18 protein-coding genes and 1 riboswitch are annotated in these 20,858 nt (G+C 40.3%); of the genes, 7 read left to right on the top strand and 11 right to left on the bottom strand.

All coding sequences use genetic code 11. From position 1 onward, the window contains the following. Window positions 1-91: 91 nt before the first annotated feature. Both M3600_RS14490 and M3600_RS14485 read left to right on the top strand, forming a co-directional pair. Window positions 92-1,546 carry an ABC transporter permease gene (locus M3600_RS14490; RefSeq protein WP_251646514.1) on the top strand — a complete coding sequence of 485 codons (1,455 nt, stop codon included), beginning with the start codon at window positions 92-94 and terminating at the stop codon, window positions 1,544-1,546. A gap of 24 nt (window positions 1,547-1,570) precedes the next feature. Beyond that, on the top strand, window positions 1,571-2,266 hold the full coding sequence (locus tag M3600_RS14485) for an ABC transporter ATP-binding protein (protein WP_233318179.1): 696 nt from the start codon (window positions 1,571-1,573) through the stop codon (window positions 2,264-2,266). Window positions 2,267-2,322: 56 nt separating this feature from the next. Here M3600_RS14485 and M3600_RS14480 read toward each other — a convergent pair whose 3' ends face one another. Together M3600_RS14480 and M3600_RS14475 are read right to left on the bottom strand one after the other, a co-directional pair. After that, window positions 2,323-3,030 (bottom strand): GntR family transcriptional regulator, encoded by a 708-nt coding sequence (locus M3600_RS14480; protein ID WP_233318181.1) that lies wholly within the window; start codon window positions 3,028-3,030, stop codon window positions 2,323-2,325. A 151-nt stretch (window positions 3,031-3,181) separates the two neighbouring features. Next, on the bottom strand, window positions 3,182-4,591 hold the full coding sequence (locus M3600_RS14475; RefSeq protein WP_251646512.1) for a GH1 family beta-glucosidase: 1,410 nt from the start codon (window positions 4,589-4,591) through the stop codon (window positions 3,182-3,184). A 283-nt stretch (window positions 4,592-4,874) separates the two neighbouring features. Here M3600_RS14475 and M3600_RS14470 point away from each other — a divergent pair, with 283 nt between their 5' ends. Then, complete coding sequence (locus M3600_RS14470) at window positions 4,875-6,263, top strand: catalase (protein ID WP_396953813.1); 1,389 nt, start codon at window positions 4,875-4,877, stop codon at window positions 6,261-6,263. A gap of 36 nt (window positions 6,264-6,299) precedes the next feature. Here M3600_RS14470 and M3600_RS14465 read toward each other — a convergent pair whose 3' ends face one another. Then, on the bottom strand, window positions 6,300-7,529 hold the full coding sequence (locus M3600_RS14465) for an MFS transporter (RefSeq protein ID WP_233318185.1): 1,230 nt from the start codon (window positions 7,527-7,529) through the stop codon (window positions 6,300-6,302). A 122-nt stretch (window positions 7,530-7,651) separates the two neighbouring features. Here M3600_RS14465 and M3600_RS14460 point away from each other — a divergent pair, with 122 nt between their 5' ends. Further along, window positions 7,652-8,530: a LysR family transcriptional regulator gene (locus tag M3600_RS14460; RefSeq protein ID WP_233318187.1), complete on the top strand. Its 879-nt coding sequence runs from the start codon at window positions 7,652-7,654 to the stop codon at window positions 8,528-8,530. A 206-nt stretch (window positions 8,531-8,736) separates the two neighbouring features. On the opposite strand, the gene M3600_RS14455 is transcribed toward M3600_RS14460, so the two are convergent. From M3600_RS14455 to M3600_RS14440, 4 genes are read right to left on the bottom strand one after another with little or no spacing between them, the layout of a single operon-like run. Beyond that, window positions 8,737-9,936: a M20 family metallopeptidase gene (locus tag M3600_RS14455; RefSeq protein WP_237943307.1), complete on the bottom strand. Its 1,200-nt coding sequence runs from the start codon at window positions 9,934-9,936 to the stop codon at window positions 8,737-8,739. Between the two features lie 11 nt (window positions 9,937-9,947). Further along, window positions 9,948-10,805 carry a MetQ/NlpA family ABC transporter substrate-binding protein gene (locus M3600_RS14450; protein WP_233318190.1) on the bottom strand — a complete coding sequence of 286 codons (858 nt, stop codon included), beginning with the start codon at window positions 10,803-10,805 and terminating at the stop codon, window positions 9,948-9,950. Between the two features lie 25 nt (window positions 10,806-10,830). After that, the gene (locus M3600_RS14445) at window positions 10,831-11,493 is read right to left on the bottom strand and encodes a methionine ABC transporter permease (protein WP_237943309.1); all 663 of its coding nucleotides are present in this window, start codon (window positions 11,491-11,493) and stop codon (window positions 10,831-10,833) included. Beyond that, window positions 11,490-12,509 carry a methionine ABC transporter ATP-binding protein gene (locus M3600_RS14440; RefSeq protein ID WP_233318194.1) on the bottom strand — a complete coding sequence of 340 codons (1,020 nt, stop codon included), beginning with the start codon at window positions 12,507-12,509 and terminating at the stop codon, window positions 11,490-11,492. The genes M3600_RS14445 and M3600_RS14440 overlap by 4 nt, the downstream gene beginning before the upstream one ends. Before the next feature lie 93 nt (window positions 12,510-12,602). After that, window positions 12,603-12,713: riboswitch (SAM riboswitch) on the bottom strand. A gap of 332 nt (window positions 12,714-13,045) precedes the next feature. Here M3600_RS14440 and M3600_RS14435 point away from each other — a divergent pair. After that, window positions 13,046-13,237 carry a hypothetical protein gene (locus M3600_RS14435; protein WP_233318195.1) on the top strand — a complete coding sequence of 64 codons (192 nt, stop codon included), beginning with the start codon at window positions 13,046-13,048 and terminating at the stop codon, window positions 13,235-13,237. A gap of 56 nt (window positions 13,238-13,293) precedes the next feature. Here the strand turns inward: M3600_RS14435 and M3600_RS14430 are convergent, their stop codons facing one another. The 4 genes from M3600_RS14430 to M3600_RS14415 all read right to left on the bottom strand — a co-directional run bounded on the left by M3600_RS14430 (window position 13,294) and on the right by M3600_RS14415 (window position 18,174). Then, window positions 13,294-14,721, bottom strand: coding sequence for a sugar porter family MFS transporter (locus M3600_RS14430; RefSeq protein WP_285854795.1), 1,428 nt, complete (start codon window positions 14,719-14,721; stop codon window positions 13,294-13,296). Window positions 14,722-14,870: 149 nt separating this feature from the next. After that, window positions 14,871-16,076 carry a Gfo/Idh/MocA family protein gene (locus M3600_RS14425; RefSeq protein WP_237943311.1) on the bottom strand — a complete coding sequence of 402 codons (1,206 nt, stop codon included), beginning with the start codon at window positions 16,074-16,076 and terminating at the stop codon, window positions 14,871-14,873. Between the two features lie 50 nt (window positions 16,077-16,126). Further along, window positions 16,127-17,068, bottom strand: coding sequence for a sugar phosphate isomerase/epimerase family protein (locus M3600_RS14420; RefSeq protein ID WP_233318200.1), 942 nt, complete (start codon window positions 17,066-17,068; stop codon window positions 16,127-16,129). A 200-nt stretch (window positions 17,069-17,268) separates the two neighbouring features. Beyond that, the gene (locus tag M3600_RS14415) at window positions 17,269-18,174 is read right to left on the bottom strand and encodes an AraC family transcriptional regulator (RefSeq protein WP_233318203.1); all 906 of its coding nucleotides are present in this window, start codon (window positions 18,172-18,174) and stop codon (window positions 17,269-17,271) included. 296 nt (window positions 18,175-18,470) lie between these two features. On the opposite strand from M3600_RS14415, the gene M3600_RS14410 reads away from it, so the two are divergent. Beyond that, a complete protein-coding gene (locus tag M3600_RS14410) occupies window positions 18,471-19,706 on the top strand; it encodes a cytochrome P450 (protein ID WP_251646510.1) in 1,236 nt (411 codons plus the stop codon). 147 nt (window positions 19,707-19,853) lie between these two features. Next, window positions 19,854-20,834 (top strand): aldo/keto reductase, encoded by a 981-nt coding sequence (locus M3600_RS14405; protein ID WP_251646508.1) that lies wholly within the window; start codon window positions 19,854-19,856, stop codon window positions 20,832-20,834. Window positions 20,835-20,858 lie beyond the last annotated feature (24 nt).

Below are 20,858 nucleotides of genomic sequence, written 5' to 3'. Positions count from 1 at the left end.
CAGGTTATCGCCTGTCTTTTTCCTTTTCACCAAGTTTTCACCATTTCTATATATAGTGGTGTTTGTGAAAAACAGATAAAGGAGAGAAAACATGAATTTTTTAAAACGAGCATTTTTAAGTGTTAAAGCTAGAAAGGGGAAAAGCCTGCTGCAGATTTTTGTATTTTCGGTTATTTGTGTACTCGTACTGGCAGGTTTATCTATTCAAACGGCGGCAAAAAAATCAAGTGATCTCGCGAGAAAGCAGCTCGGTGCCGATGTAACTTTACAGGTGGACATGGAGAAATTGCGTGAGCAGATGCAGTCACAATCTTCTGAGGATGGTGAACGAGTTAGATTCCAGTCTACGCCAATTGAAGTCAAAGCAGCAGAAGAACTAACAACATATAACCAAATTAAAGGCTATAATTTCTATTCATCAACTACTGGTTTAGCTTCTAGCTTTGATCCGATTGAAAATAGTACAAGTACTGAAACGGAGGAAGAAACAGAAACAGGAGAAGGTTTGGTCAGAATGGGCGGCGGTATGCAGGGAGATGTCAGTCTGCAAGGTGTAACCTTTACTGATTCCTATACTGATTTTATGGACAGCACGTCTGAAATTATAGATGGAGACCATCTTACAGATGAAGATGTCGGCAAAAATGTAGCCGTAATCGAGCAGACTCTTGCGGAAGAAAATGATCTGCAGGTCGGTGATACGCTAACTGTCACAAACCCGCAAGATGATTCCATTTCTATTGAGCTAGAAATCAAAGGTATTTACGCTACCACTTCCACTGGCTCTGACCAAGCAATGGACTTTACTGCCATGATTCCTTATAACAAAATTTATGTTCCATATACAGCTGCATCTGACCTGAAAGGCGCGGATTATGAAGGTACGATTGATAATGCTGTTTATTATATTGATGATCCAGCTGACATGGAAGCATTCGTTGCTCAAGCTAAATCGGAAAGCAGCATTGATTTTGATTCATTCAAACTGGATGCAAACGATGACCTTTATCAACAAATGGTAGGTCCAATTGAAAATGTTGCAAGTTTCTCGAAAAATATTGTTTATCTAGTTTCCATTGCCGGCGCCATCATCTTAGGGTTGATTGTAATGATGTCCATTAGGGAGAGAAAATACGAAATGGGTGTGCTGCTTGCACTAGGTGAACAGCGCTGGAAGCTAGCAGGTCAATTTATCGTCGAAATTCTTTTAGTGGCCGTTCTGTCACTTGGCATTGCAACAGTAAGCGGGAATGCCGTTGCTGGCAAAGTTAGTGATCAACTGCTGAGCCAAGAAATTGCTTCAAGTGAGACAAGTACCACACCAGAATCCTTCAGAGGCGGCGGCGGTTTCGGCAAAGTCATCACATCGACTGCAGCTTCAACAGCTGGCGTTGAAACGATTGATGAGCTGGATGTCAGCGCAACAGGTCAGGACCTAGGATTATTAGCGATGATTGGTGCATTAATTGCCGTTATTTCAGCCTTGCTGCCATCCTTGTCCGTACTGAGGCTGCAGCCTAAAACTATCTTAAGCAAACAGGATTAACATTGATTGATGGGAGATGGAGTAATGAGTTCATTATTAGAATTACAGAATATCAGTTACTGGTATAAACATGAAAACAAGAAAGTCGATATTTTAAAGAATATAAATGTAGCATTTGACAGAGGGATTTTCTATACGATTATTGGCCCTTCAGGCTCAGGAAAGACTACTTTCCTTGCCCTTGCAAGCGCCCTTGATGTGCCTAAGGAAGGTGCAGTTCTGTATGAAGGAAAAGACATAAAAAAAATCGGACTCACCAAGTTTCGCAATAAGTATGTCTCAATTGTTTTCCAATCGTATAATCTTTTGCCTTATATGACAGCCTTGCAAAATGTGACAACAGCTATGGAAATTACAGGATCAAGTCATAAAAACAAAAAAGAATATGCCCTAGAAATGCTTACAAAAATGGGTATTACTGCTGAACAAGCCGGTCAAAAGGTTCTAACATTAAGCGGCGGTCAGCAGCAGCGTGTCTCTATTGCCAGAGCGCTTTGCTGCGATGCAGACCTTATTGTGGCAGACGAGCCTACAGGGAATCTGGATGAAACAACCGCTCAAGAAATTGTTGGAATCCTGAAGGATCTTGCCCATAATGAAGGAAAATGTGTGGTTGTCGTCACACATGATCAGAATATTGCCCAAAAATCAGATGTTGTTGTAAAGCTGTCTAAAGGAAGCTTCACTGTAACTTCTAACAAGGAAGCAGTCCACATTTAACCGTAAAAAAGTACATCCATTACAACAGGATGTACTTTTTTGCTATTTAAAGGTATTCACTTAAAACTAACCCTATCCAGGATTTTTGCTTTTTGATAATGAAAGATAGATTTAGACAACTCAAATATATTGCCGTTCGTAAGCGATACGGTATTTTCTATAATTAACCCAGGGTCTCCCGCGTTCAGGTTAAGCAAAAAGGCGGTTTCCTCATCCATTAATTCACAATTGATAACTTTGTCGGCAAACCCGATGTTCAGTCTTAAGTCATCAATTAAATAGGTATAGATAGATTGGATGGCAATATCCTTATTTAAATAAGGAACGATGTCTTTTTTAAAGTAGCTGAGTTCAATCGAGAAAGGTTCTTCATTTACTATTCGGATGCGTTTTGTATAATACAATTTTGTGCCAGGTTCGCATTGCATCCTATTTGCAACCTCTTCTTCTGCTTCTATAACACGAAGCTCCAGTATTTTCGTTTCGATTGTTTTCGCTGACAAATCCTTTGTCAGTCCCCGCAGACTGCCTAGATTAATATAATCTGTTTCCGACTTTTTCCTTAAAAACATGCCGCTCCCCTGCACCTGATAAATATATCCCCGATTGACTAGCTGGGTAACAGCTTTCCTGACCGTGCTTCTGCTTACCTCAAATTGTTTTGCCAACTCTTCCTCAGTCGGCAGCTTATTAGATGCATCAAATATGCCTTCTCTAATATCCTTTTCTAAAGAATCTGCTATCTCTCTATATTTGACTGCCATATTATCTCCTTTAAAAAATATGTAATAATTGGTTATGGTTCTATTGTAAACAATAACCTCCTTGATTAAAATGAAAATGTAATAAATTGAAGTTTAAGCATGTAGAAAAAAACCTCCTAACATAATTAGGAGGTTTCGTTCGTCCTATTTCTTACAGCTCTTCTCCCCTCGTTTCAATAATATGCTTGTACCAATGAAACGAGAGCTTTTTCTTTCTGTTCAGATTGTCAGAATGGTCCACATAAATAAAGCCATACTGCTTCTTGAATCCGTTTAGCCAGCTTAATAAATCAATGACTGACCATGCATAATAGCCTTTTAAGTTAATGCCTTCGCTTATTGCAAGTTTGACAACCTTTAAATGCTCTTCGATATATTTTATTCTTGGAACATCCACTATTTCCCCATCAATAATTGGATCCTCATCACCAAGGCCATTTTCTGTGACATACATTTTTATATCGCCATAACGCCCTTTTAACATATGCAGCCCATCAAGAAAGCCTTGCGGCGAGATTTCCCAGCCCCATTTTGTATATGTTTTATCGTCCATTTTCACTGTGCGGTAATATCCGTCAAAGGAAGGATTTCCTGGTGCAAGAGTAGATGATTCCCGTGAATGTTCTACTGTTAGAGAACCTTCGGCAATTTTTTCAACACGAATTGGCTGGTAATAATTTAAGCCGATAAAGTCATTGTTTTCAGCATTACTTTTCAATGTGTTCAGCTCTTCTTCTGTCCAGGTTGGAGTCCAGCCTTTTTCCTCTAGTTGCTTAACGACATACGCAGGATATTCTCCTTTTAAAATCGGATCATAATACCAAAAAGTTTCATATTCATTCGCATGCTGAGCAGCTGCAATATTTTCTGGCTTTTCATCTACACTGTAGGCAGGTAAAAATACGTGAGTAATACCAATTTCGCCATATTGCTTTAAGCTTTTATACACTTCTACTGCTTTTGCATGGGCATAAAACACATAGTGTGTTGCTTGGAAGTATTTCTTTTCATCATTTGTAATGCCTGGCGGATGTGCACCTTTTAAGTAGCCTAATCCGGTAAACATAACTGTTTCGTTGAAGGTAATCCAGTGCTTTACACGATCACCAAATTCACGGAAGCAGATTTCAGCATATTTAACGAATGCATCCGCAGTGCGTCTGTTCGTCCAGCCGCCATCCTCTTCTAAAGTAATTGGCAAATCCCAATGATACAGTGTCACAAATGGTACAATTCCGTGTTTTAAACATTCATCAATCAGATTATTATAGAATTCCAAGCCTTTAGGATTTACCTCTCCGTCCCCGGTAGGCAATATTCTTGCCCATGATACAGAGAAACGGTATGATTCCAGCCCCATTTCGGCCATTAATTTAATATCTTCTTTGTAGCGGTGATAATGGTCAATAGCGACGTCTCCATTTGTTCCCTCGAAAGTCTTGCCTGGTATCTTCGAGAATACATCCCAGTTTGTCTTTCCTTTGCCATCTTCATTCCATGCTCCTTCCACCTGGTAAGAAGCAGATGCTGCACCAAATAAAAAATCATGTGGAAACTTCATTGTCGACCTCCATTTTATGCATACCTATTAAATTGTAAGCTATATATTAAATTTGTACATACAAATTTAATATATCTATTATACCATGCTTTCTTCGTTTAGCAATCAGGGAAAAGAAGTCAGCTACTTACCTATTAATTTGGTTCAAGACATGTACGAATATCCGTTTTTTCAGGTAAGAAGACAATTTATATCAGTCATATAGACGCTTTAAATGGAATAACTTGTATCGATATCATCGATAAACGGGTAATTATCTTCACGAACAACAGGGGGGATTATATTGAAAGATAATAATCATTTGAACAAAAGAAGTACCTCAAACAAAAACGGCCGCAGCCCTGCAGATTGGCAAGGCGATTTACCTGGGGCGCTGCATTCAGAAACAGTCGGAGACAGAGGCCCTGTTCTTGAGCAGGATAATATTCTTCACGAAACTTTGGAAAACTTTATCCATGAAAAAATATTGGAGAGACCTGTACATGTGAAAGGTTACGGGGCTTTCGGCTATTTTCAAACCATCTATTCTATGAGTGAATATACAAAGCTTTGCTTTTTACAGGAGCCGGGGCAGCAGGTCCCTGTTACTGTTCGGTTTTCCCTTGCAGTCAGCACAAAAGGCACACCAGACACATCTCGGAATGTGCGAGGATTTTCGACCAAATTTTATACAGATGAAGGGGTTTTTGATCTAATTTGCAACCATATTCCTGTCTTCTCTGTCCGAGATGCCATCCGCTTCCCTGAATCAATAAAAGCCTTTCTTCCCTCTCCTGTAAATAATTTGATTGATCCGGAACGGTTTTGGAGCTTTGTTGCACGGGCCCCTGAATCCATCCATTTCGTAGTAAGGTTATATTCAGATGCAGGGACAGTTAAAAGTTTGCGCCATATTCCCGGCCACAGTGTAAGTACATATGTGTGGAAAAATGCCCAAGGTGTGCGCCGCTATGTGAAATATCATTGGCTTCCGTCTTCCGGGATAAAGTTTATCGATAACAAAGAGGCAGCACATTGGAACGGTGCAGATCCTGATATTGCCGGTAAGGATTTGTTTTCTGCTATATCAAAAGGTAAGAAGGTAGAATATATCCTTTATGTACAGCTGATGAATACAAACGATGAGCAAAGTCTTCCATATGACCCGCTTGATGATACGAAGGTTTGGGATGAACAGCAGTATCCCCTTATCCCCGTCGGCCGCATGATATTAAACCGCAATCCAGACAACTATATGGAACAAGTGGAGAAAGTGGCTTTTTCTCCTTCGAATTTATTAGAAGGAGCCGAATTGTCTGATGATAAAATGCTGCAGGGCCGTTCCAATATATACTGGGACTCACAGCGGCGCCGGCTCGGTCCAGGATTCCGCGATTTACCGATAAATCAACAAAGTGAATGGGATACTTCCTCTCTTATTACAAGCGGCAAAGGAAGACAGGTAAGCGGCAGGCTTCAACGGAGCGATATCAAAAAGCAAGATGATTTCACACAGGCTGGACACTATTTTCATACCCTTCCACCTATCCAGCAAGACCATCTAGTCCAAAATCTTGCAAATGATCTTGCAGGAGTTTCGGATGAAACTAGAAGCACTGTTCTGCAATATTTATATAATGCCTCATCAACATTAGGTGGAAGGGTGCTAAAGCAAATTGAAAGCAATCAATAAACTGACACGACTAGGGTGCAGCCAGTCTAGCACCCTTTATTTGAAAATATGCAGCTGTTTCGACTTGGCTGCAGGTTTCGTGAATCCAGTGATTTTGAGAAGGGCTGCTGCGAGCACAATGCCGATAAAAGTAAACGCAATAACCATGATAACGATACCGCTCCAGCCAAGGTGAGACCATAAAACTCCGCCAAGTGTTCCACCCATGCTTGAACCTGTATAGTACAGAAACAAATACAAAGAAGAAGCTTGGGCTTTGTTAGCAGCTGCTCTCTGGCTGACCCAGCCGCTCGCTATCGAATGGCCACCGAAAAAACCAAAAGTAGTCAGTGCTAAGCCCATTATCTTCCAGACCCAAAAGCCCACATGCAGTGTCAACAAAGCTCCTATTATAATTAGAAAGAGATTCGCAATTAAGATATAATGTCGTCCGTAGCGGTCCACAAGCCTGCCAATCCATATCGAACTGAACATGCCAATAATAAATAATAGAAAAATCCAGCTGACTACACCTTGCTGCAAAGAATATGGCTTACTTGTGAGCACATAGGCAATATAGTTAAACAGCGCTACATTGCTTCCAAGCAATAAAAAACCAAGACCATATAAACAAAGCAGTCCTGGATCCTTTAAGTGGTTTATTAGAGACCTGCCTAAAACGTTCATGTTAAGCTTACGCGCTTGAAAATTTCGAGAAGGCTGCAGAGTTAAGGCAAAAGAAAGAGTAGCAGCAATGCTTATTACCCCTATGCCGCCGATTGCAGCATGCCAGCTGAAAAATTCACTTAGAATACCTGAAATAATTCTTCCTCCCATTGCACCAACGGCGTTACCGCTAATATACAATCCCATCGCTTTTCCTAGACTTTTGGATTCCATTTCCTCACCAAGATATGCCATCGCCACTGAAGGCACTCCAGCCAAAACAATTCCCGTTAATGCCCGTAAGAAAAGCAAATAGTAATAATTGGCGCTGAACGCAGTCAGCAAACATAAAATGGAGGCAACCAGCATGGAGGCAACCATAACCGGTTTTCGCCCCCATACTTCTGATAATGATCCAAATAGGAGCATGCTTACGGCTAAGCAAATAGTTGCTACAGACAGAGCCAAACTTGCCATAGTAGCAGACAACTTAAATTCTGATGAAAATTCCTGCATTAATGGCTGTACACAATACAGAATGGCAAATGTGTTGAATCCTGCAGCAAAAAACGCAATGCTAGTTTTACGAAATAAAGGTGTTCCATAATTTATGTAAGCCATCTCTTTTGTACAACTCCCTCTATACTTTTTCCTCTTCATGTTAACACCTGCTAATAATGATGTATAATTCATAATAATCATATTTTCGATGCATATATGTAATAAGAGAAGGAGTTGTAATAATGGAATGGCAACAATTTGAATACTTCCGAACCCTCGCCCAAATGGAGCATGTCACAAAAGCTGCTGAAGCACTCTCTATTACACAGCCGGCATTAAGTCGCTCCATCGCACGATTTGAAGAAGAAATAGGGGCACCGCTATTTGAACGGCAAGGCCGTTCCATCAAGCTTAACAAATACGGCAGGCTGTTCTTAAAGCACGTTGACTCCATGATGCTGGAGTTTGAACTCGGAAAAAGAGAGATACACGAATTACTTGAACCTGGCAGAGGAACTGTTTCCTTTGGCTTTCTGCACACATTAAGCACTAATTTAATTCCTGATTTAATCGCTGCTTTTCGCAGTGAGTTTCCTGCTATTAATATAGCTTTAAAGCAAAACCCTTCGCACTCCTTATTAGAAGATATGCAAAAAGGAGAACTAGATTTTTGTCTAATAAGTCCTGTTGAAATACACACTCCTATTGCATGGTCCAAGCTTTTTAGTGAGCAGCTATTCGTTTACGTACCAAAGGCACATAATCTTGCACAGTCTAACAGTATAAGATTAGTTCAGCTAATAAATGAACCATTCATCCTGCTAAAAAAGGGGTACGCTATGCGAATCTTGACAGAGGCAATGTTTAAGGAAGCGGGAATTCAACCATTAATAGCTTTTGAGGGAGATGAACCAGACACGATTGCCGGCTTAGTCGCAGCAGGACTGGGGATATCCATCCTTCCTGATATGAAAGACACCAGCCTGAATCACTTGGTGAAAATACCGATTGATCCTCCTGATTACGAACGAATTATTGCTTTAGCCTGGGTAGATGGGCGATATCTTTCCCCTGCTTCCATCCAATTTAAAAATTTTATTTTCGATTTCTTTTCAACATAATATTTATAAAATATACAAAAAGGGTGCTCCAAAATAGGGAGCACCTAAAGAAATAATAATATGATGATGGATCCAAGCGCTATTGAAAGCTTCTTGAAACGAGAATGGACGATATCCTCAATATGATTATATGAATAATAGATTTTTAAGAAACGGCAAATGCCCAGAGCTTTTGTCTTTCCTAACAAGATTACATATTGATGTTATTAATTTTTCGCTTGTTTTGCTGTGTTAAAAGCTTTATTGACTTGATGAAGCAGCACAGAGTCCTTCAGCAAACGATAACCTGTTGCAGCAAGTGCCTTTGCTCCTTTAGTAATGGCTTCATTGCCAATACTAGAACGAGCCGCTTCTCTGAATTCATTTGTGTGTGCAATCAAATCATCTGGCCCTATTTTAATATGTCCGTGAGCAGTCGGAACTTCATAACTGATGTTTCCAGCATCGGTTGAACCTTTGCCTGTTGATTTTTCCACAGAAACAACTTCGCCAACCGCTTCTAGCTCCGTTTTAAGAATATCATCTAATACAGAATTAATGACAAAATCCTTTACCTCATTTTGGAATCTTTCCACTTTTACAGTCGCACCTGTTGCTAATGCAGCGCCATCTGCAATGGCACGAACTTTCACGGCAACCTCTTCCGTTTTTTTCCACGATTCAGCGCGGATAAAGAAGCGTGCAGATGCATACTCAGGAATAATATTAGGAGCATCGCCGCCATGTGTAATAATTCCATGTATCCGCACATCAGAAGTTAGCTGCTGCCTTAATGCGTTAATGCCTGTGAATAACTGGATGACAGCATCAAGCGCATTAATGCCTTTTTCAGGTGAGCCTGCAGCATGTGCGGCTTTTCCGTAAAAATGAAAATCTAGAGGATCAACAGCAAGTGTTTCACTCGTCAAGGAAGTTTTCCCAGCAGGATGGAGCATTAAGGCAACATCGACATCCTTTAAATAGCCATGTTTCACAAAGCTGCCTTTAGCACTTCCATTTGGTCCGCCTTCTTCTGCCGGTGTTCCGAGAACAAGGACACGGCCGCCTGTTTCTGACAGTGTTTCGGCAAGTGCAATTCCTGCGGCAACACTAGTTGTTCCAATAATGTTATGACCGCAAGCATGGCCAAGACCTGGTAGTGCATCATATTCTGCAAGGAAAGCAACTGTCGGACCAGACACCCCACTGTCCTTTACTGCGTAAAAGGAAGTTTCATGGCCAGCCACTCCTGTGTCTACTGCAAAACCCGCCTCTTCCAATAAATTTACTAAGGTTTTACTTGCAAAAAACTCTTGATTGCCGATTTCCGGTCTTGAATGAATCGCTTGACTGGTTTCTACATAAAGATCCTTATTGCTGTCAACAGAATGATTAATCACGTCTAAGCCATTGTACACTTTGCCCATTTTATCTCCTCCTACAATCCTTTAAATTGTTTCACTAAGTCTTCTTTCGGTGTGTCGACTACAATGGAGCCGCCGTTTGTATCTGCTTCGACCGCTTTTATCACGTCTTCTTCATGATAAATCTCGACTATGCGCTGGAATGTTTCATTATCAGCATCTTCTGCACGTGCTGCAAACACATTTACATATGGAAGAACACTTTCGTCATCCGCATTTTCTAAATAAATTGGATCCTTGACCGGATCGAATCCAGCCTGGCCAGCTACACCGTTATTAATTACAGATGCTGCCACATCTGGTAAGACACGTGGAGTCTGTTGTGCCACAACTGGGTAAATATCAAGGTCTTTCGGATTTTCCACAATTTTAGTTGGGTCACCAAACAGTCCGAAGTCATCTGAAAGTTTGATTAATCCTGCAGATTCAAGCAGCTTTAATGCACGAGCCTGATTTGATGGATCATCAGGGATCGCAATCTTATCACCTTTTTTTAGTTCACTAACATCTTTAATTTTTTCAGAGTAAATTCCCATTGGAGCGATGACTGTAGCACCAATCGGTACTAAATCAGCATTATTTTCTTTTGCGAACTGGCTTAGGAAAGCAATATGCTGAAATGAGTTGATATCAATTTCCTTGTTAGCAAGCGCCTGGTTCGGAAGCGTATAATCTGAGAACTCAACTAGTTCTATTTCTATCCCTTCTTTTTCCGCCTTTTCTTTAACTAACGGCCATACCTCACCATCTGTGCCTGTTACCCCGATTTTTACTTTAACTGTTTTCGAATCTCCTGAAGCTGACTCATTTCCGCATGCTGCAAGTGCCCACACAGCAAGTAATACAACAAAAAGTTTCACTAATTTTTTCATGTTCTTTTCCCCTCTTCTTTTTTATTTATCTGCGCATAATTTTTCTAGATAATGTATTTCCAATCCATTGTGCAACCTGAACGAGCAGAATCAGGATGATAACTGTTACCAGCATGACACTGCCATCAAATCTCTGATAGCCGTACGTCATGGCAACATATCCTAATCCCCCGCCGCCAACAGTTCCTGCCATAGCGGAAAAATCTATTAAACTGATGGTCACAAAGGTTAAACCGAGAATCAGCGGTCCTAACGCTTCTGGTATTAACACAGTGAAGATGATTTGCAGCGGGCTTGCACCCATTGCCTTCGCTGCCTCAATGACACCAGGATCAATGCTGATAAGATTGTTTTCAACTACCCTAGCTATACCGAATGCAGCGGCAATCGTCATCGGGAAAATTGCTGCCCATGTACCGATTGTTGTTCCTACTATTGTCCGAGTGAGCGGGCTTATTGCTACTAGGAAAATAATGAAAGGTATCGGTCTGATAATGTTAATGAGTATATTCAGCAACTGAAATACAAGCTTATTTTCAAGAATATTTCCTTTTCTTGTTACAAATAAAAGTAAACCTATCAAAATACCCAGAATTGAACCAAAAATCAAAGTCATAATGACCATTAGAATGGTTTCGCCTGTCGAATCTACAATTCGTGGCCAAAACGTCGTCCAATCGACCTTCATTCTATAATCACCTCCTCAATTGTGACAGTCTTCTCTAATTCGGAAACGACTGTATGTATAGCTGTTGCTTCCCCTTCGAAGGAAACTAGTAAATTGCCGAAAAACTTCTCTTGCAGTTCTTGAACAGAGCCATAAACAATATTGACATCCACATTGTTCTTACGTGATATTTGTGAAAGCAATGGTGTATTCGCTAGTTCTCCTTTGAAAATAACTCGATAAAGATTATTTCCGCCACTCTGTTTCCATTGCTGAAGCAGCGAATCAGACGGACGATCTTGTTGAACGGATTGGATAAACCGTTTTGTTGTCGGATGCTGTGGATTTGTAAACGTATCAAACACATTGCCAGTTTCGATGACCTCACCGTTTTCCATAACAGCAACCTTGTCACATATAGTTTGGATGACATTCATCTCATGTGTTATAAGTAAAATGGTGATTCCAAACTCTTTATTTACCTTTTTTAAAAGCCGTAGAATGTCTGCCGTCGTGTCAGGATCCAATGCCGAAGTAGCTTCATCACAGATTAAGATATCCGGCGAATTAGCAAGTGCCCTCGCAATGCCGACCCGCTGCTTCTGTCCACCTGAAAGCTGTTCCGGATAGTCATTCGCTTTATCTGTCAGCCCAACGAATCTTAACAGCTCATCGACTCTTTCCTTTATTTCCGCCTTTGGCTTGCCTGCCAACTTTAAAGGATAAGCAATGTTACCAGCTACTGTTCTAGAGGTAAACAAGTTAAAGTTTTGAAAAATCATGCCGATTCGTCTTCTTAGTTTGCGTATTTCTTTTGCACTGAAGCTTGATAAATCTTCCCCTTGAATTTTAATTGATCCATTAGACGGGCTTTCCAACTGATTTACAAGTCTCAGCAATGTGCTTTTGCCCGCACCGCTAAAACCAATGATTCCGAAAATTTCTCCTTTCTGAATAGTTAAGGAAACATCTTTAACTGCTTCCACTTTCCTTTTGCCTAATACAAATGTTTTCGCCACTTGACTGAATTCAATCAATCTATTCACTCTCCTTTGCATTAATCAACAACAAAAAGCCCTCTTTTTTCCTATATCCAGAAGAAAAAAGAGGGCTTTAATTATAAATCCTCATTCTCATCTTTCAAATGTGTTGTCACACATTTGCAGGAGTTAGCACGGTGTTTATTAAACCCGTTGCCGAAACGTCATAGGGCCTGATCCCTCGGTTTCTCTGGATAAGAAGTGGTATATTCGGTTTTTGTTAGTTAAGATGTGTTTTACTATATTGCTAATTTTAAATAATGTCAACCGGATTTTTATAAAAAGTTAGAGTGAACAGGCAAAACATATGTTGAGTTCTCTCCTAAATATCATTCAATAAATTTGTAAATTATCTATATTTAGCAGGTATCTTCGTCTATTAGACAGTTGTCAGAACTCCCTTGTTACCAAGGTAAAAAAGTTTTCAACAATATTTTTTTGGGTATATAATTAGCAGCCGAGTCTTAAAAAATACCTCATACTGAAGTCTCTTTATTTGAATTAGTAAGGAGGCATTTGTGGGAGGTGATTTTTTGAGAAAGGCAGTTGGAATACAAAATCTAATTGCTTACCTGCAATCGGTGAGCTATCCCCTTTCTGAGGAAGATGTCAACGGATTAATCAAGGCCAGAACCATTCCCCATCAACGGCTTATAGGGGATACGATGCTATTTAATCTGGACCATATTGATGCTTGGATCAAACAACAAGAAGCAGACAATTAAACTATTTTTCTATATGTAATTGTGAAGAATCCCTGCTTTAGCAGGGATTCTTTATATTAACTAAATTCCTTGCTTTTAAAATTATCTTCAATTTCCTCCAAGGAAAGTCCCCTTGTCTCAGGCACAGCTTTAGCTACAAAAATCACACCTATAATGGCAAACAAGGCAAATAAGAAGAAGGTCGCAGAAAGTCCAATACCTGCAAGCAGTACAGGAAAGAACAATCCTACTAGAAAATTACAAAGCCATAAGAACAGCACTGCCAGCCCCATCCCTATTCCACGGAGCCGCATTGGGAAAATTTCCGCAAGGATAAGCCATACTAATGGGGCAATTGCACCTTGGAAAAACGCTAAATATAAGACTGTCATTGATAAAACGATGTATGGGAGCATTGCTGAACCCTCCAGGAAGTGTGCAGAAGTTCCAATGGAAATGAGAGCAACAGTAACGCCTATCAAGCCCGTAAGCAGCATGGGTCTTCTATTCACTTTGTTCAACAGCGACATGCCAACGATAACCGCAATCACAGCGATCAAGCCATTTGCGACATTGGCGATTAAAGCTGTTTTAGTGCCAAACCCAGCATTTTCAAGAATTTGGGTTCCGTAATACATGATAGAGTTGATGCCGACTAGCTGGGAAACTGATCCAAGCACAATTCCTATCCATACAATTCTTCGAATCCATGGAGTTCCTAAATCACGAAAACCCAGCTTTTTGTGCTTCTGTTCAGCAGAAAGATTTGCTTTTATCTCCTTCATTTCCTGCTCGGCAATGCTTTCTGTCCGAATTTTGTTAAGGATTTTTAGCGCTTCTGCCCATCTGCCCCTTGAAGCCAGCCACCTAGGACTTTCAGGCAGGATGAGCACACCAATCCACAAGGCAACTGCGGGTAATGTCGCAATAACTAGCATATATCGCCATACATGCCCTGTATCTCCAAATATATTTCCAATTAGAGCATTAAATATATATGCTAAAAATTGACCTGTAACGATCATTAATTCATTTTGGGTAACGAGCATTCCGCGTCTGTCAGAGGGAGCCATCTCAGCCAAGTAAGAGGGAATTACAACAGAAGACCCGCCGACTGCTAGCCCGAGCAGAAAACGGAAACCAACCATAACAGCTGTGTTTGGTGCGATAACACAGCCAGCTGCAGAAAAGAAAAACAGCACAGCAAGATATAAGATAACCCTGCGACGGCCCTTCTTATCTGCCAGGCGGCCGCCAAAAATGGACCCAAAGGCTGCTCCTAATACTAATGAGCTTGCTACAAGCCCTTCTGTAAAAGGTGATAAATTTAATTGATCCTTGTCTGCCATAAAGGGGAGTGCCCCGTTTATGACCCCTGTATCATATCCAAATAAAAGTCCTCCAAATGTAGACACAATTGTTATGCGCTTCAGAAATTTTTTCGGATCTTTTTGCTTGGGAGGCTTTGCTTGAACGATTTGTTCAGACATCTCTATATTTGTCATACTGATTACTCCTTTATACAATATTGGAATTACGATTGAGAGGTTTATCTCCAAACTATATAAAGCGCTTACATTTATAACCTGCTGCTGTTGATAGGGATTGTTGGGAAGCAGTCTGATTAACTGCTCCCCCCTGCCTAAGAACCCAATTAATGTGTGGACGAAAGCTTTTGTTGATTTTCATATTCTACCCAAACGGCACCGTTATCTGCAGAACGAACACAATTTTCAATCCAGCGAATGCCTGCAATTCCAGCATCAATATCCGGATACACTAGACTATTTAATGTTTCTTCATCATTGCGGTTTTTCGCATCTATGGCAATTGCGAACTTCAAGTAAATATTTGCCCAGGATTCTGATAAGCCTTCCTGATGGAGTGCACCTAATCTCTCATCAGCATTGCAAGCGTCATCCAAGTAAGGCATTGCTCGAATTAAAGTCTGAATAGGTTCTCCTTGAACTTCATATCTCAATTCATTTGGTTTGCTGTCCCACCATTCTAAGCTTGCCTTCGTCCCTACTATCCGGATTCTGTGACCATCCATACAGCCGGCATTAATGGAGGATGTCCACAGCCTGCCAACTGCTCCGTTTTCGTACTGCATGAGTACAAAAGCATTATCCTCAAGTGGAGCACGGCTTTCAATAAAGCTTTGACGATCACAAAGCAGCCTTTTTATTTTCATGTCGGGCATAATCAACTGGGACATATAATACGTATGTGTGGATAAATCTCCTAAAACGAAGCTTGGTCCTGCTACCTTAGGATCAATACGCCATTTTTGAGCAGCACTCGTTTTATCTGATTTATCATTTGAATTAAAACCATGTGTATACTGCAAATCAACAACTCGAATATCACCGATTTTTCCTTGTTCAATCATTGCTCGCATCTGCAGCAGCATTTGATTTCCAGAGAAGCCATATGTCACCCCGATAATTTTGCCTGTTTTCTCTGCAAGTCTCTTAATCTCTTCACCCTCTGCTGATGAAAAAAACAACGGCTTTTCACAAATAACATGCAACCCTGCTTCGAGTGCAGCACGGCATATTTCATAATGTGTTCCATTTGGGGTGGCAATGGAAACAGCCTCAATTCCATCCTCTCGCATGGCTTCCTCTTCAAACATAGTTTTATAATCAGGATAGCAGCGATTTCCCGCCACCCCTAAATTTATGCCGAACTCCTTCCCTCTTGCTGGCTCAATATCAAAGGCGCCAGCAACCAATTCAAATGCCGTATTGTCCCTCAATGCACCTATTCTATGCTTATAACCAACCTGTCCAAGTCGGCCTCCTCCTACCATTGCCCAACGTATCGGTCTTGCTATTTTTTTCTCCCCATTTAACATTTTTAACCACTCCTTTATTTTGAATATTCAGATATAAATTGGTATGATTATTAAAAACTCAGCGTTTGCTGCAGAGCATCAATTGATGTTTTTATTCCAGCCTCTACGGACATCGTCAAATCTTCCATTTCTAAAGAAACTTCATCGTCATATCCCATCATCTTCACAACAGAGAAAAACTCTTTCCACCACTGCAAGTCTTGCCCGCAGCCGACAGCTACATAATTCCAAGCCCGATTGGCTACATCTGTTATTTCCTTTGTTTCCAAAATGCCATTAACAGCAGATAGATGTCTTTCGATTCGCACATCTTTGCCGTGAACATGATGTATCGCCACTCCTAGTTCTCGGGCAGCTAGAATTGGGTCTGCACCCATCCAGATAAGATGGCTAGGATCAAGATTTAAACCAACAATTGGACCAACTTCATTGCGGAGTTTAAATAATGTTTCAGGATTATAGACTAATTGTGAGCTGAAATTTTCAAGTGCAATTTTTTCAACACCACATGATTCTGCTTTTTTCACAAGTTCCTTCCAATAAGGAATCGCAACTTCATTCCACTGGTAATCTAGTATTTCTTTTAATACCGGCGGCCAGCTGACTGTATAGGTAATCCAATTAGGAACTTTATCTTCCGGACCTCCAGCAGGCAGGCCGCTCATCATAATGACCTTTTTAACTCCTAATAGCTCTGCCAATTCCATCGTTTTATCGGTGATTTCTCGATGCTGCTTTCCTAATTCGCCTGGATCCAAAGGGTTGCCAGAACAATTCAAGGCACATAGTTTTATATTGCGTTTCTCAAGATTATTCAAGAAGTGGTTTCTTTTTTGCTCACTTTCCAATAGTTCATTAAGATTTAAATGTGGTGCAGGAGACCAGCCCCCTGTCGTCATTTCAATAGTATCAATTCCAAGCTCAGCTACTTCATCAAGCATTGCCTCAAAGGATAAATGTGCCATACTGTCCGTTACATAAGATAATTTCATTGAATGCCTTCCTCCCTTTTTAAATCCATCCAAATTGAATACGTTTTCACTATTGTTCGCATTCATACATTAACACTGTGTTTACGTATGTAATTATAGTAAAGATTTAATGAATAGTATTTAAATTTTGAAGACATGTTTTTATACTTTTAAGACATCTTTCCACTCAGAAAAAATAAAGACCTCCCTTTTCATGGAGGTCAAGTATCAGAATATGTTGTTGTATGTATATTGATAAACATTGATCTAAACCGCCCTGGTGAGGTTTGCATCATCGAGGTGAAAACTCTCGTAAAATATTGGACATTCATAAATCCTGTCTCTTCAGCAATTTCCTTTAATGATAAATTTGTCTTTTTTAACAGCATGCTCGCTTTCTTAATCCTTTCATCTTGCACATACTTCGAGAAGCTCATACCTAATTCAGAAACAAAAACCCTAGACAAGTGTCTTCCAGATATATGCAGATGCCTTGCTACTTCTGTCAGCTTTAAGCAATTAGATAAATTATCATGAATATACAGGCGTGCCTGTGTAAGAAGATCAGAATGCTGATCTGGCTCTTCTTTCTGACTGCTTTTATTCAAATCAGGAACAAAATCCTGTAGAATCGAAATGATAAGCGAACCGGCAATAGTAACTAGCATCTCTTCAAAGAATTCATGCTTATGCTTTGTAGCCTGAATAAGCAGAGATTTCCACAAATAGCCGGTCTCTGTATCACTATTATGTAAAAGCACCGGTGCGCATTTTTTAGCTGAATTCATTATATTAACCCAGCTTTCTGTCGACTCTGATTCCATTAGTTCAAAGGCTACATACAAGAGTGATAGTCCTTGCTCGCTTTTTATTTGATGTGGCACTTCTGGTCTTGATAAAAAGATGGTGTTACCTTGGAGCGGATAACTGCACTGTTCATCGATATAAAAGCCTTCTCCCTCGACAACAAAGCATACTTCGAAAAAAGAATGCTTATGCAGCTGATTATCATAATGCTTAGGCATAACTCCCCAATAATGAACATGAAAAGCAGCTCCACCCTGGTTTATACGATGAACATAATCATTTAGAGAAATTTTTCCGGATATATACTTATTTAAATCCACTAAATCACTCCTAAAAATAACCAAGTTAGTTTTTTCTAACATCTTTTCCTGATTATAAAAGAACACGCTTACAATAACAAGTTTGCTAGTTTAAGATTTCAGGATTTTTTACCTATTTTTGTTAATTTTCATCGTAATCGCTACTTTTTACTACTCAAATTAGAGTATAGTAGAAATAGACGCACATGCTTTTCTCGCACAACAACGTGAATGACATGCTGTTAGCAGTTACAGATGCTAAACGGACATGATTATATAAAAACATTTGATCTATTTAAAGGAGGAGAAACTGCAAAATGGTAAAAGAAGTAATCCCCATTAAAGAAATCACCAATTTCCAATCACGTACAGACGAATTTTTTCCGATTGCCTGGTACCAAAAAATGCTAAAGGAGCATCCTATTTTTTTTCATAAGGAAACCAATACATGGAATGTGTTTCAATATGAGCATGTCAAAGAAGTGTTAAGCAACCATGAGTATTTTTCCAGCGCCGGTACTAGAACAACGATTTTTGTTGGAGCCAAGAACGAAAGTAATTCCGATAAACCATCACCAATAAACATCACCAATCTTGATCCTCCGCAGCATAGAAAAAGCAGGTCGCTGTTAGCCTCTGCTTTTACTCCTCGGAGCTTAAAAGAATGGGAACCTAGAATCAGGCAGATTGCCGCAGAACTGGTTGATGATATAAAAGCGAACGATGTTGTTAATATTGTTGAAGCTCTAGCTGCCCCTTTCCCTAGTCTTGTTATCGCTGATTTATTTGGTGTGCCAGTTAACAATCGTCATCAGTTCAAAAAATGGGTGGATATTCTCTTCCAGCCGTACGACAGACAGCGGCTAGCGGATATTGAACTCGAGAAGCAACAGGCTGCCAAGGAATACTTTCAATTCCTCTATCCGATTGTTGTTCAAAAACGGACAAATTTAACAAATGATATTATCTCCGACCTCATCCGTGCCGAAGTGGATGGAGACAGGTTTACTGATGAAGAAATTGTCCAAGCTACAATGGTGCTGTTAGGTGCAGGCGTTGAAACTACGAGTCATGCCATTGCTAATACCTTCTATTCATTGCTGTATGATGATGAAGCCTTATACGAAGAGCTGCGGAGCAATCTCGAGCTCGTCCCAAATGCAGTCGAGGAAATGCTCCGTTATCGGTTTCACTTGTCAAGAAGAGACAGGACTGTTAAACAGAATAACAATCTATTAGGTGTAGAGCTGAAAAAAGGGGATGTCGTGATTGCCTGGATGAGTGCATGCAATATGGATGAAAATATGTTCGAAAATCCCTTCACGCTAAATATTCACCGGTCAAACAACAAAAAACACCTTACCTTTGGCAATGGACCTCATTTCTGTTTAGGAGCACCGCTCGCCCGCCTGGAAATGAGAATTGTGCTAGAGACTTTTTTGCTTAAATTTTCCCGCATAGAACCGGTTGAAGGCTTTGACTTAGAAGCAAACTTAACCGCTTCTGCAACAGGTCAATCTTTGACTAATTTGCATATGCGAATTTTAGAATAATGAAAACATGAACAGCAGAAACATTTCTGCTGTTCATTTAGTTTTATGAGAGGATTAGGCAAACACTTGATAGTATTGGGCTAAAGACCTCACCTGCTTTATGCGATAATAATCCTATATCACATAAAGACAGGGAGGAAGAAGCAAATGGAGTATGTAAAGCTTGGTAATACAGGATTAGATGTATCTAGATTATGTCTTGGATGTATGGGGTTTGGTGATGCCAGCAAGTGGCTGCATCAATGGGTCTTAAATGAGGAGAACTCCCGCCCTGTTATTAAGAAGGCCCTTGATTTAGGAATTAATTTTTTTGATACAGCCAATGTATATTCACTTGGTTCCAGTGAAGAAATTCTTGGGCGCGCTTTAAAGGATTATGCTAATCGTGATGAGGTTGTTATCGCGACGAAAGTACACGGTCAAATGCACCAAGGACCTAATGGTTCTGGGTTATCTCGAAAAGCAATTATGAGTGAATTGGATAAAAGTCTGCAAAGATTAGAAACAGATTATGTGGATCTGTATATCATTCATCGTTGGGATTATCATACCCCTATTGAAGAAACGATGGAAGCTTTGCATGATGTTGTAAAGGCAGGAAAAGCAAGATATATTGGCGCGTCTGCCATGTTTGCCTGGCAGTTCCAAAAAGCATTGCATACAGCGGAAAAACATGGCTGGACTAAATTTGTGTCCATGCAAAACCATCTAAATCTTATTTACCGTGAAGAAGAACGAGAAATGCTGCCACTATGCAAGGAAAAAAAAATAGCGATTACTCCATACAGCCCGCTCGCCTCTGGAAGATTAACCCGTGACTTGTCTGTTACAACACATCGCTCAGAGACAGACCAGATTCAGAAGTCTAAATACGATGCTACATCGAGTGCAGACCGCTTAGTTATTGAGCGTGTCGCATCGTTGGCAGAAAAATATAGTGTTCCTCGCACTCACATTGCACTTGCATGGATATTGCAAAAAGAACAAGTGGCAGCACCTATTATCGGTGCTACAAAGCTGTCCCATCTTGAGGATGCTGCTGGTGCCTTGAATGTTAAACTAACACCTGAAGACATCACCTTCCTTGAAGAGCCTTACGTTCCGCATGCAATAGTCGGCCACAGCTGATTTCTTCTCTGAAAAAATAAACAA

Source organism: Niallia sp. MER 6 (assembly GCF_023714395.1).
Lineage (GTDB): Bacteria > Bacillota > Bacilli > Bacillales > Cytobacillaceae > Niallia.
Note: the sequence above shows the minus strand (reverse complement) of the source record. Positions and strands in the feature narration are given on the sequence as shown.

Coding starts and splice junctions, on each gene's coding strand:
- M3600_RS14475 (WP_251646512.1), bottom strand. CDS start 4,591: ATGAAGTTTCCACATGATTTTTTATTTGGTGCAGCATCTGCTTCTTAC.
- M3600_RS14460 (WP_233318187.1), top strand. CDS start 7,652: ATGGAATGGCAACAATTTGAATACTTCCGAACCCTCGCCCAAATGGAG.
- M3600_RS14420 (WP_233318200.1), bottom strand. CDS start 17,068: ATGAAATTATCTTATGTAACGGACAGTATGGCACATTTATCCTTTGAG.
- M3600_RS14485 (WP_233318179.1), top strand. CDS start 1,571: ATGAGTTCATTATTAGAATTACAGAATATCAGTTACTGGTATAAACAT.
- M3600_RS14430 (WP_285854795.1), bottom strand. CDS start 14,721: ATGACAAATATAGAGATGTCTGAACAAATCGTTCAAGCAAAGCCTCCC.
- M3600_RS14410 (WP_251646510.1), top strand. CDS start 18,471: ATGGTAAAAGAAGTAATCCCCATTAAAGAAATCACCAATTTCCAATCA.
- M3600_RS14480 (WP_233318181.1), bottom strand. CDS start 3,030: ATGGCAGTCAAATATAGAGAGATAGCAGATTCTTTAGAAAAGGATATT.
- M3600_RS14425 (WP_237943311.1), bottom strand. CDS start 16,076: ATGTTAAATGGGGAGAAAAAAATAGCAAGACCGATACGTTGGGCAATG.
- M3600_RS14490 (WP_251646514.1), top strand. CDS start 92: ATGAATTTTTTAAAACGAGCATTTTTAAGTGTTAAAGCTAGAAAGGGG.
- M3600_RS14465 (WP_233318185.1), bottom strand. CDS start 7,529: ATGGCTTACATAAATTATGGAACACCTTTATTTCGTAAAACTAGCATT.
- M3600_RS14445 (WP_237943309.1), bottom strand. CDS start 11,493: ATGAAGGTCGATTGGACGACGTTTTGGCCACGAATTGTAGATTCGACA.
- M3600_RS14450 (WP_233318190.1), bottom strand. CDS start 10,805: ATGAAAAAATTAGTGAAACTTTTTGTTGTATTACTTGCTGTGTGGGCA.
- M3600_RS14455 (WP_237943307.1), bottom strand. CDS start 9,936: ATGGGCAAAGTGTACAATGGCTTAGACGTGATTAATCATTCTGTTGAC.
- M3600_RS14405 (WP_251646508.1), top strand. CDS start 19,854: ATGGAGTATGTAAAGCTTGGTAATACAGGATTAGATGTATCTAGATTA.